The 11,452-nt window shown below is 24.2% G+C and carries 12 protein-coding genes; all 12 read right to left on the bottom strand.

Annotated features, from left to right (window positions below; translation table 11 throughout):
- The coding region (locus B0175_RS07060; RefSeq protein WP_146175186.1) for a hypothetical protein at positions 1-253 on the bottom strand (253 nt) is incomplete at its 3' end.
- A gap of 9 nt (positions 254-262) precedes the next feature.
- A complete protein-coding gene (locus tag B0175_RS07055) occupies positions 263-925 on the bottom strand; it encodes a hypothetical protein (protein ID WP_108527928.1) in 663 nt (220 codons plus the stop codon).
- 22 nt (positions 926-947) lie between these two features.
- On the bottom strand, positions 948-1,226 hold the full coding sequence (locus tag B0175_RS07050) for a hypothetical protein (protein WP_108527927.1): 279 nt from the start codon (positions 1,224-1,226) through the stop codon (positions 948-950).
- A 38-nt stretch (positions 1,227-1,264) separates the two neighbouring features.
- On the bottom strand, positions 1,265-1,903 hold the full coding sequence (locus tag B0175_RS07045; protein WP_108527926.1) for a hypothetical protein: 639 nt from the start codon (positions 1,901-1,903) through the stop codon (positions 1,265-1,267).
- Positions 1,900-2,568 carry a hypothetical protein gene (locus B0175_RS07040; protein WP_108527925.1) on the bottom strand — a complete coding sequence of 223 codons (669 nt, stop codon included), beginning with the start codon at positions 2,566-2,568 and terminating at the stop codon, positions 1,900-1,902. The genes B0175_RS07045 and B0175_RS07040 overlap by 4 nt, the downstream gene beginning before the upstream one ends.
- A 9-nt stretch (positions 2,569-2,577) precedes the next feature.
- Positions 2,578-3,555, bottom strand: a complete 978-nt coding sequence (locus tag B0175_RS07035) for a hypothetical protein (RefSeq protein ID WP_108527924.1) — start codon at positions 3,553-3,555, stop codon at positions 2,578-2,580.
- A 90-nt stretch (positions 3,556-3,645) separates the two neighbouring features.
- The gene (locus B0175_RS07030) at positions 3,646-4,338 is read right to left on the bottom strand and encodes a response regulator (protein WP_210004301.1); all 693 of its coding nucleotides are present in this window, start codon (positions 4,336-4,338) and stop codon (positions 3,646-3,648) included.
- Positions 4,331-6,175, bottom strand: a complete 1,845-nt coding sequence (locus B0175_RS07025) for a 7TM diverse intracellular signaling domain-containing protein (RefSeq protein WP_108527922.1) — start codon at positions 6,173-6,175, stop codon at positions 4,331-4,333. The genes B0175_RS07030 and B0175_RS07025 overlap by 8 nt, the downstream gene beginning before the upstream one ends.
- Positions 6,176-6,262: 87 nt before the next feature.
- Positions 6,263-7,132, bottom strand: coding sequence for an EF-hand domain-containing protein (locus B0175_RS07020; RefSeq protein ID WP_108527921.1), 870 nt, complete (start codon positions 7,130-7,132; stop codon positions 6,263-6,265).
- Positions 7,133-7,192: 60 nt separating this feature from the next.
- Positions 7,193-8,479: an ArsS family sensor histidine kinase gene (locus B0175_RS07015; protein WP_265735066.1), complete on the bottom strand. Its 1,287-nt coding sequence runs from the start codon at positions 8,477-8,479 to the stop codon at positions 7,193-7,195.
- Between the two features lie 10 nt (positions 8,480-8,489).
- Positions 8,490-9,176 carry a response regulator transcription factor gene (locus B0175_RS07010; RefSeq protein ID WP_108527920.1) on the bottom strand — a complete coding sequence of 229 codons (687 nt, stop codon included), beginning with the start codon at positions 9,174-9,176 and terminating at the stop codon, positions 8,490-8,492.
- Between the two features lie 64 nt (positions 9,177-9,240).
- The gene (locus tag B0175_RS07005) at positions 9,241-11,448 is read right to left on the bottom strand and encodes a DNA translocase FtsK (RefSeq protein ID WP_108527919.1); all 2,208 of its coding nucleotides are present in this window, start codon (positions 11,446-11,448) and stop codon (positions 9,241-9,243) included.
- Between the last annotated feature and the right edge of the window lie 4 nt (positions 11,449-11,452).

Here is an 11,452-nt window from a genome sequence, read left to right as displayed (position 1 = left end):
TTTTTTCTTTTAATAATTCAATTAGTGGTTTTACACTTATAATATCATTAAAATAATGATTACTTCTCATTTTACATTTTTCTAAATGATTATATGATTCAAAATACTTTATTTTTATTGCATCTTTTATTCCTATAATACTAACTTCATCTAAAAACTTATAACTATCTTTATTAGATATATTATTTTTAGTAGAACAACCACTAAAAATTGTCATAAAAAATACTAAACTTATAAATATTTTTTTGTACATCTTATCTCCTTATTTAATTTGTAAATTATTTAATTCTTGACTAAATTTTGCAAAATTTAGTCTTATTGCTCCTGCATAAGCATATCTAAGTCTATAATAGGAAAATTCTTGGCTATAAGCCAAATCATTATCTAGAATATATGCCGTATATGTTAAATATTTTTCTTTAAAATCGTAATCATTTTTTAGTTCATCTGGAACACCAAAACAAATAGCTTTAAAAAGATTATTTTGGAAATTAAGTTCACTCTCTTTTCTTCTATATTCTGAATTTATTTGAATAGTTTTTATAAGATTGTTATATTTATATATTTTATATATAGCATTGATTTTAACATTAATGTCAAGAACTAAACCATCCCTTTCAAAGTCCATAGACAATTCAACTCTATATGGATTTATATTAGAATTTTGAGGATAAAATTTATTAAGATTTTCTTGTAAGCTCTTTTTTATATTATGTTCTTCGATTAAAAAACCATGTACAGAGTAATTTGGTAAATCTTTGTTCAATTTCACATTAAAAACTTCAAAATTAATATCTTTTTTAGGATTTTGTATTGTATCAGGATTTAAAGAAAGGACTTTGCCTTGCATACTATATACACTACAACCGCTAAATAGGAAAACTGTAAATATAGCAATAAAAACTACTTGTAACAATTTTGACATTTATTCTTTCTCTTTTTTTTATTTAAAATAGTATGTTTAAAATAAGTCCAGTACAAATTAGTATTGCACCTATTTTTAAATATAATTTCTTACTCAAAAATATTCTATAATATAAATCAAATTGATAAAGTTTATTCAATTTACCTTCTTCATTCATTTTTAAACGCTCTTGTAACACTTCTTCAGAAGATTTTTTTGCAATATATCTATCTTCATTGAAAAAACCATCAAGTCCCTCATAAATATGTAAAAAAACTAAAAATAATCCTAAAAAAAACATGTATAAACTAAATTCGTTCATTTTCTTATCCTACCTTTTTAAATGATTTTAAATTTCTCTTATTGTGGAAATTTCATGACTTTTTCTAGTTCTTTTATAATGTCTTGGTGAAATTTACCTATATCTTTTTTATCTCTATTTGGGTCTTCATTTAGTCTGTATGCTATGCCTACAGCAAAAGTATCTAACTGTGAGTAACTATTATAGAATCTATCTAATACAAATTGATGAGAATAAATTAATCTTTTGCTATTTAAAGAACTTACATCTTTTGAATAACCTTTAATATTCTCCTTACTCCAATTTTTTGATATATCTTCCACATCATACAACTCAACTATAACTTTAATAGTATTTGGTTCACAATTACCATCATAAAGAGCTAAATAGTCTGTAGTTTTTATAATCAAAAGCTTTTTTGTAGGTTCTGTAAATGTTATTTTTACATCTTTTTCTTTTAGTATTTTTATAAGTGGAGTTACATCTATGATTTCAGTTATATATTTATCACTTGTAACATTACATTTATATGGTGTAGTAGTATTTCTATAATATTGTATTGTTGTATCTTTTATACCAACAATACCCACTTCATCTAATATTTTATAGTCTTCTTTTTTTGATATATTATTTTTAGTAGCACAAGCACTAAAAAATATAATTACAAAGAATAAACTTGTAAGTATTTTCTTATTCATAATTCTTCTCTATTTAATTCTTGAATAAATTTTGCAAAATTTAATCTAATAGCACCTGCATAAGCAAATCGAACTCGTAAATCTGTAAAATGTTCTTGTTCACTAGCTATTTCTTGATTTAAGACATAAGCTGTATATTCCAAATATTTTTCTTGAAATGTAGGATTATTTTCTAAGTCTTTTGGAATACCAAAATAAGCTGCAAATACAAGTTCTTTATTATCTTTTCTAAGGTTACTTGTATCTCTTGTATATTTTGATTTTATCTCAATGGTTTTAATAAGGTTTTCATTTTTATATATTTTATAGACAGCATTTGCTTGAACTTGAATTTCTAAAAGTCCATCTTTTTGAAAATCCATATTTAACTCAACTTTATATGAATTATTAGCAGAATTCTTTGGATAAAACTTATTAAGATTTTCCTGTAAACTATTTTTTAATTTTGATTCCTCAATTAAAAAACCATAAAAATAATTTGGTAAATCTTTACCTAATTTTATACTAGATACTTCAAAATTTATATCTTTTTTAGCATTTTGTACTGTATTTGGATTTAATGAAAATATTTTTCCTTCCAAACTATGATGAGTAATAGAATTACAACCAGTAAACATAAAAGACATGATTATAGCAATAAAAACTACTTGTAGCAATTTTGACATTTTATTTCCTTATTTAATATACAGTTCTATCGTATCTTTTTGCGCTTTTATATAAAAATCTTCTTTTTTCTCTGAAAGTATTTTATAAGTTTTTTCTAAAAAGATATTTGCTTCTTTAGAATTTATATCACCAATAGATTTTAATGCCATAACTTTATCTTCCCAAGCATATCTATCATCATTATATATACTCATCAAATTACCTAAATATTTTTCTCCACCTAACATACCTAATGTAGATATCGAAGCAAATCTTATATAATCAGGGTATGTTGGTTTAGTATGTTCTACTATAAAATCAAGAGCTAATATATTATTAGAAAGTCCAAGTTTATATACTGTTAAGTATGTAAGTTCATCTTTAGTTTCAATTTGTTTATTTGCCAATGTTATAAGACTTTTTACTTCATTATCTTCTAATTTATAATTGAAAAATGCTTTATTTAGTTTAGCAACTATCTCTTGTACAACAATAGATATAGGTTCATCATAACAACTTTCATAAATTTCACTAACATGTATCATAGGAATTTTTGCTCTTTTTACTATCGAAACAATTTTATATTTTTCTTGCCCTTTGTCCAAAGTTAATTTTGCTTTCGTCAAAGTAATTAAAGGTGTATAAGCATTTGTTCTTTGCGAGTGTACTTTGAAACTATTTAGCTCAAGATTATTTTCTAAATTTTCATTTTTAAATAATTTTATAGGTAAATTTCTAGCTTCAATTTCTCTTTTTAAATTGTTAAATATAAATTCATAACCATTTATATCTTTATCTTTATACATTAAAAGAAATATTTTTTCTAAATTTCCTTCTGCTACTTTACTATTTTTAGTATTATCTATTAAACTTAATTCCACTATTGCCTTATCATCAATACTATATTTTTGTTCAGAAGTAGTTACATCTTTAATTGGTATTTTAGCAGTACAACCACTAAATATACTTATGACAAACAATGAACTTACAGCTACTTTTTTTAACATCTTACTTTCCTTAATTATTATTTATGGAAAATATTATCTTTTTTGCGTCACAGTTTGCGTCACAGTTTTTATATTTTTAGAAAAATTTATTTATTTTGTGTATTTTGAGATTTTACACCCAATACTTGGGATAGTTTCTATTATTTTATAGCTTAATTTTGTTCTTAAACGATAAATTAAAGTTCTAAGAGTACTGTCATTTATGGGAAAATCTTGCCAAAGTAGAGATTCTATCTCTTTAAAAGAGATAAATTGTCCTTTAGATTCAACTAAAATTTTAAGTAATTGATTCTCTTTTTGACTTAATTTTATTGGTTTTAAGTCAAAAAAAAGTATCTCATTTTTTAAATCATATGAGTAATCTTCATCAAGTTTTACATAAGAAATATTTTTTTCAAACTTTTCATCCTTCATCTTATACAAAGCTAATAGTAAAGTTGATTTTATATCTTCTTTTTTAAAAGGTTTTAATATATAGCCTAAAGGATTTGTTTTAACTGCTCTTTTTATCGTCTCTTCATCGCTATAAGCTGTAAGAAAAATGACTGGAATATAACTATTTTTTTGTATTTCATTTATTATATCTATACCATCTTTTTTATCTTTTCCTAAATTTACATCAGAAAAAATAAGAGTTGGTTTTTCATATTTTATACTCGATATTGCATCTTCATAATTTGAAACTATATTTGTAACTTCGTACTCTAAATTATTTAAAATTCTTTTTATATCAAGTGCAACAATAGAATCATCTTCTATTATCAATATCTTTTCTTTATTCATTTTCATTCCAAGAAATAGTTATTGATGTACCATTTTCTGATTCTATATCCATTTTCCCTTTTAGTTGATTAATTGCTAGAGTATTTACTAAAGTTAAACCCAAAGAAAAAGTTGTATTATCTTTATCAAATCCTACTCCATCATCTTTTACACTTAATTTTAGGATATTATTACTTTTTTCTAAAGTTATATAAATATTTCCTTTTTTATTTAAAAAAGCATATTTAAAAGAGTTTGTAATAAGTTCATTTATCATCAAACCACAGTAAATTGCTTGTTCCATTTTTAGTTTTGTTTTTATATCAAGATGAATATTTATTGACTCATCATAACTAGATTTTACTTCATCAACTAGTGTTTCAAAATACTCATAAACATCTATAAAATTTATATTTTCTTGATTATATAAAAGTTCATGAAGATGTCCCATTGCAGCAATTCTATTTTGAGTAGTAAGTAAAATATCTTTTAGTTTTTCATCTTCAATTTCATCACTTTGAAGTCTAATCAAAGATACAATCGTTTGCATATTATTTTTAACTCTATGATTTAACTCTTTTAGTAAAACTTCTTTTTCTCCAAGTGCAACTTTTAAATCTTTTGTTCTTAAATCTACCTCTTTTGATAACCTCTTTGTTTCATTTTCTTGTTGAACTATCAATTTTTGATTTGCTTCATTTTTTTCTTTTTGTAAATTTGTAATTCTATTTGCTAAAGCGATAGAAAATATTACAGCTTCCAATACAAAGGAAACTTCTATTAAATAAGGGAAAGGCAAAGTATTATATATGCCCATACTTGATAGTGTCATCAATAAACCAGAAGATAAAAATACAAGCCAAGCAAAAAGTATAAAATAAGCTTGTCTATTTTTATTTAGCGAAGCATAAATAGTAACTATCATTAAAAAGATTAAAAATAACATCAATAAATTAGTTCTATATTTATCATATTCTTCAGTTAAAAGAAAAAATATAATAGATAAAGGAATAATTATTAAAAAAATATTTAAAATCTTATTTAATTTTGGATATTTAATAGTTTGTAAAAAACTTTTTGTAAAAAAACCTAAAAAATAAATTGGAAGAGCAACAAAAAGTGCTGCTAATTCTATTATAATTTTGAGAGTCTCTAAATTGAAAATATATAATTTTGCAAATCCAACATAAACAAGATGATGAAGGATTAATCCAAAAATATATAAAACATAATATAAATAACTTTTATCTTTTGTAAATACATATATAAAAAGGTTATAAATTCCTAAAATAAACATTGCTCCAAAAAAAAGTGATAATATTAATTGATGTTTTATCTCTTTTTTATAAAAAACATTTTCATCCCAAAGTTTTAAATCAACTATTAAAGTTGTTATATTTGAAGTTGCTTTTATAAAATATATATTCTCTTCATTTGGATTTAGTTCTATTTTAAAAATTGGATTTATTGTAGATTTGTCTAAATTACCGATTAAAAAGCCATCTTTAAGATGAATATTTTTATTTGAATCAAAAAAATCTATATTTGTCGTAAGAGGATTATTGTACTCAATAATTTTAAAAATTGGTTTATTTGAATTGTTTTTAATAGTTATTTTTATCCAAACATCTAAATCTGGAGAGTAACCATAAGCTAAAATATTTTTATCGTTTTTTTCAAATTTGATATTTGAGCTTTTAATATCTTCAATAGTTAAACTTCTAGTTTTATCTATATAAATTTCGCTATATTGGAGCAAGTCAATATTTTTTGTATTCTCATCTATATTTAAAATATTTGCATATATATTTGATGAAAAAATTATAAAAAGAACTATTTTATAAATTGAATTTATCACTTCAAACCTATTATTTTATTATGAAGAAATTATTATATCCTAAATAGAAATAATTTATAGATTTGATTGATTTATGCCTAGAAGATTCTAGGCATAATTAAAAACAGAAGATGACTTTGTTGTTAGATTATTTACATAACTATTTAAGTTAGTATTATTTGTTTGAGTATTCATCATTTGCATAAGATTTTTAAAACTACTTAACTCTAAGTTTTCAGAACTATTTGTACTACTATTTGTTTTAATTGTATCAAATAGCATTTTTAGAGTATCTTGCATAGATGATGCACTACTTGTTGTAGTTTCGTCCGTTGATATTCCTAAAGCTGCATCTTTTTCTGCTTGAGAAACGATACCATCTTTATTCGTATCAAGTTCATCATATTCTTCCTCATCATCACTTGAAGCTACTGCTCCACCGCCACCACCAGATGGACGACTTGAAGAAGATGAAGATTGTATATTACTTGCTACTTCATCATAAGCACTTGATAATTCATCAGTTGAAATAGAACCATCACTATTTGTGTCTAAAGCTGAAAACTCTTCTTCACTTAACAAAGATACTTCACTTGAACTAAGAAGTGAATCTCCATCACTATCATAATTTGACATTATCATAGAACTAAAATCATTTGCTTCTGGACTTGATGGTGGTTTTGGCATATCAAGACCAAGACTAGAAAGTAAACTTTCAAAATCTTCTTTAGAAGGCATTTCTCCACTGCTACTAAAAGATGATAATTGATTATCTATTGCTGTTGCAATTTCATTTTGAGATAATAAACCATCAGAATCTGTATCAATTGCAGAAAATTGTTCTTCTTCCATATCTAATTCATCAAAACTTAATAATGAATCAGAATCTGTGTCATTTTGAGAAATAATGTCTTTTGAAATATTACTAGTAGGAGACATCAAACTACTATATACTGAACTATATGAAGATACTGTCATAATAAACTCCTTTCTAAACTTTAGAATCTTATTCTTTTAAAGTAAATATTTGGTAACAATTTATATTATTTTAATAAAAAAATTATGGTAACCATCTTTATAGCTATAATTTAGCTCAAATTTATGAATTTTCATAATATTATTTGAAATATAAAGACCCAATCCTAAGCCACTTGTCGCAGTTTCATAATCATGGTTAAAGGGTTTGAAATACTCTTTTATATCTTTTGATAACTCTTTACCTTTATTTATTATTTGAATAGAATTTTCATTTATAATTATTTTAGGTTTTTCATTTATTTTGTATCGTATTGCATTATCAATCAAATTTTTTAATGCAATAGAAAATAATTCAAAATCAGCTTGTATTTTCAATTCATAAAGATAATTAACTTCTATAACATTTTCATCTAATAATAAAATATCAAATGCTTGTTCCAATAAGTCTGCAACATAATATTGTCGTTTATCTAAAGTGATTTTTCCAGATGTTAACTCTTCTATTTTTGCAAATTCACTTAATAAATACTCCAATCTTTGAAAAACTCTTACTAAAATAAACTTTCTTTCACTATCTTCATAAATATCTGTAATCAACTTTCCTTTTGTAATAGGAGTTTTTAATTCATGCATAATATTTCGTAAGAATAAGTTTCTTGAATCTCTAAGTTCTTTTAACTCTTTTAATGCATTATCAAACTCTTTAGCTACTTGAGATATTTCATCTTTTCCATCAATTTTTGTAGATATTTGTAAATTTCCATTTGATAAATTTTTCATATCTTTTTTTAAAGATATTAAAGGTTTTAGTTTTTTTTCTATAAATATAAAAAACCAAAGCAATAAAATATCTATTGAAAAAAGTACTATTAACCAAAAATATTTAAAATCTTTTTCATTTAATTCATCAATTAAAAGTATTTCAAAAGGTTTAGGTCTTAATTTGAAAAAAATTGATTCTCCAACTTCATTAAATTGTTGATTTGGTGGAGGTGGAGGCATTTTTCTAAAGTCTTCATTTGGATTGAAATGCACATATTTAACACCATTTAAGATATAAATATCTATCGGTGATTCTTTATCAATTTTTATTTTTTTATAATTAGATTTTAAAAGTTCTTCAAGAGAAATATCAGCTAATTTAATATCAAAAATAGCTATTTTTTTGTCTATTTCATCTTTAGAAATATCCATATTATGTAAATTTTCCAAAGTTTTAATTGTTGAAATATATCTTTTAGTTTCTAATATTTTATAAGTATTATCATCTAGTACAAACTGTAAAATTATCAAAGTATTGATTATAAAAAATATTGAAATAAAAAGAAGTCTAATTTGAAAAAATATTGAATCTTTTTTATTGATTAATGAGTTTATAACCTACTCCTCGAATTGATAAAATATATTTTGGATTCTTTGTATCTTCTTCTATTTTTGCTCTAACTCGTCCTATTAGTACATCAATACTTTTATATGAACTTTCATATTTTATCGAATCAACATTTGATAATAATTCTTGTCTTGAAACTACAAATCCAGCTCTTGAAATTAGATATTGAAGTATAAAAAACTCTGCATTTGTTAAATCTAATAATTTATCATTTTGATAAATTTCCATTTTTGATTCATTACAAGTAAAAATTGGTTTTCTATTTAAAAATACCTCTTTTTCCAAAGCTTGATGGTTATATCTTTTTAAAATAGATTGTATTCGTAAAATGAGCTCTTGAGTATCATAAGGTTTAGGCATAAAATCATCTGCTCCAGATGAAAAACAAGCTATTTTATCATCTAAATCAGACCTTGCAGAAGATATTATAATAGGAATATCATATCTTTGACGAATTAATCTACAAACTTCTATTCCATCAATATTAGGTAAAGATAAATCAAGGATTATTAAATCATATTTTTTTAATGAGAGTGCTGAAACTCCAAGTTCAGGAGTTTCATAGTTTGTAACTTCTATATCATACTGTTTTAAATAATCTACTAAAATATTTGCTAATTCAGTATCATCTTCTATCATTAAAATATTAATCAATTTTTATTACTCCTTAAAAACTTTGATGATTATAGTATATCAATGTAAATAAATTGTAACAATTTTATTGAACTAATATTTCTCTATTTCCTTTAGTATCAGCTTCAGATAAAACACCTGTTTGTTCAAGTTGTTCTACTATTGTCGCAGCTCTATTATAGCCAATTCTAAGTCTTCTTTGAATATATGAGATTGATGTTTTTCTATCTGCTAAAACAACCTCTTTTGCATCTTCATAAAGGTCATCAAGTTCAGTTAAATCTGTATTTGTTGCTCCATTTGAAGAGTTAGATAAAGATGAAGTTGCTCTATCTTTTATAAAATTCATATCATACTGAACTTCTCTTTGAGCTTTTAAAAATTCTACAACCTGCTCTATTTCAGTTTCTGTACTCCAAGGAGCGTGGATCCTTACAAGTCCAGGAGTTCCTGGAGGTGTAAATAACATATCTCCACGTCCAAGAAGTGATTCAGCACCCATTGAATCTAAAATAATCTTAGAATCTATTTTTTGCCCTACTTTATAAGATAATCTACTTGGTAAATTTGCTTTAATTAATCCTGTTACAACATCAACTGAAGGTCTTTGAGTTGCAACTATTAAGTGAATACCACTTGCTCTTGCCATTTGAGCAAGTCTTGCAATAGAATACTCAACATCTTTTCCACTTGTCATCATCAAATCGGCTAACTCATCAATAACAACAACGATATAAGGCATAGTTTCATAGCCCTCTTTTTGTGCTTTTTCATTATAATTTTCGATATTTTTTGTTTTTGTTTTTGACATTAAAGTATATCGTCTTTCCATCTCACCAACCATATTTGCTAAAGCATTGATTGCATCACTAGCTTTTGTAATAACTGGTGTTAAAAGATGAGGAATATCATTGTACATTGAAAACTCAAGCATCTTTGGATCTATCATAACAAGTCTTAAGTTATCTGGTGAATTTTTATATAAAAGCGATAAAATCATAGAGTTAATTCCCACTGATTTTCCACTTCCTGTAGTTCCTGCTATTAACAAGTGTGGTAATTTCTTTAAATCTGTTATAAATGGTTTTCCAACAATATCTTTTCCTAAAATCATAGTAAGTGGTGAAATAGAACTTTGGAATATTTCACTTTCTAACATCTCTCTTAGATATATTGTTTGTGTGTCTTCATTTGGAACTTCTATTCCTACTACGTCTTTTCCAGGAATTGGTGCTTGTATTCTAATAGTTTGAGCTTTTAGTGCCATTGCTAAATCATCTTGAAGACTCAAAATTTTTGAAACTTTTACATTTGGTGCTGGTTTAAACTCAAAAGTTGTTACAACTGGTCCTGTATAAGTTCTAACAACATCACCTTCAATTTTAAACATAGCAAGTTTATCAAGTAAATCAGCAATTTTTTTATCAATAAAAGCTTCATTTACTTTTGTTTTATTCTCTTTTGGAGGATTTTGAAAGAATATTGTTGGAGGAAGTTCAAAATCTTTTGGTTTTACAGTTTCCCCTATTTCTATTTGATCTAAAAGTTTTTTATTTTCTTCAAGTTCTTCAACTATTACATTTTGATATTCTGAAATTTGAATATCATTTATATCATCATTATTATTAGGTGTTAATATTTCAATTTCTTCTATTTTTTCAATATTTTGTGGTTGAAGTTGAAGCTGTGACTCTATTTGAGCAAGATTACTTTTAAGTAATGCTTTTTGATCTTTTATTTTATTTAATTGTTCTATTTTATAAGTAATCTCTTTTTTATTATCAGTAGTTACTTTTTCTCTTTTTTTTAGCATTATGTTATTTTTTAGTTTTATCTTATTTTTTAATCTTTTTAAATCCTCAATATCATAATCTGAAGTTTCAAATAAAACTAAAAAAGAGATAATAAAGCCAACAATTACAAAAATATAAAGTCCAGCTTGTCCAATAATAGGAATTAAAGAATCAATTAAAATATTTCCTATTTCTCCTCTTGAATAAGGATTTTCAACAACTAATGCTTGAAACATTAAACAAACAAATAAAAGTAAAAATATAATTAATATATTTAAAAGCAAATCTTTTTGATCAAGATTTTTTTTAAAATTTATTATGTATAATGGATAAAGTAGTAATAATAAGTACATATATGACAAATATCCAAAATATTTATATGAAAATTGGGCGAAACTAAACCCAACGTTTCCTACTACATCTTTTCCACTAGCAAATGCAGAAAATTGAAAATATATGATAATAAATAAAAAGATTAGTGAAATGATTTTTTTAGCTATGATA

The sequence above is a fragment of the Arcobacter lacus genome (assembly GCF_003063295.1).
Classification (GTDB): Bacteria; Campylobacterota; Campylobacteria; order Campylobacterales; family Arcobacteraceae; genus Aliarcobacter; species Aliarcobacter lacus.
This window is presented reverse-complemented; position numbering and strand designations above follow the sequence as displayed.

What these genes read in the sequence shown, in the direction of transcription:
- B0175_RS07035 (WP_108527924.1), bottom strand. Translation starts at nt 3,555, where the DNA reads ATGTTAAAAAAAGTAGCTGTAAGTTCATTGTTTGTCATAAGTATATTT.
- B0175_RS07020 (WP_108527921.1), bottom strand. Translation starts at nt 7,132, where the DNA reads ATGACAGTATCTTCATATAGTTCAGTATATAGTAGTTTGATGTCTCCT.
- B0175_RS07040 (WP_108527925.1), bottom strand. Translation starts at nt 2,568, where the DNA reads ATGTCAAAATTGCTACAAGTAGTTTTTATTGCTATAATCATGTCTTTT.
- B0175_RS07030 (WP_210004301.1), bottom strand. Translation starts at nt 4,338, where the DNA reads ATGAATAAAGAAAAGATATTGATAATAGAAGATGATTCTATTGTTGCA.
- B0175_RS07055 (WP_108527928.1), bottom strand. Translation starts at nt 925, where the DNA reads ATGTCAAAATTGTTACAAGTAGTTTTTATTGCTATATTTACAGTTTTC.
- B0175_RS07045 (WP_108527926.1), bottom strand. Translation starts at nt 1,903, where the DNA reads ATGAATAAGAAAATACTTACAAGTTTATTCTTTGTAATTATATTTTTT.
- B0175_RS07050 (WP_108527927.1), bottom strand. Translation starts at nt 1,226, where the DNA reads ATGAACGAATTTAGTTTATACATGTTTTTTTTAGGATTATTTTTAGTT.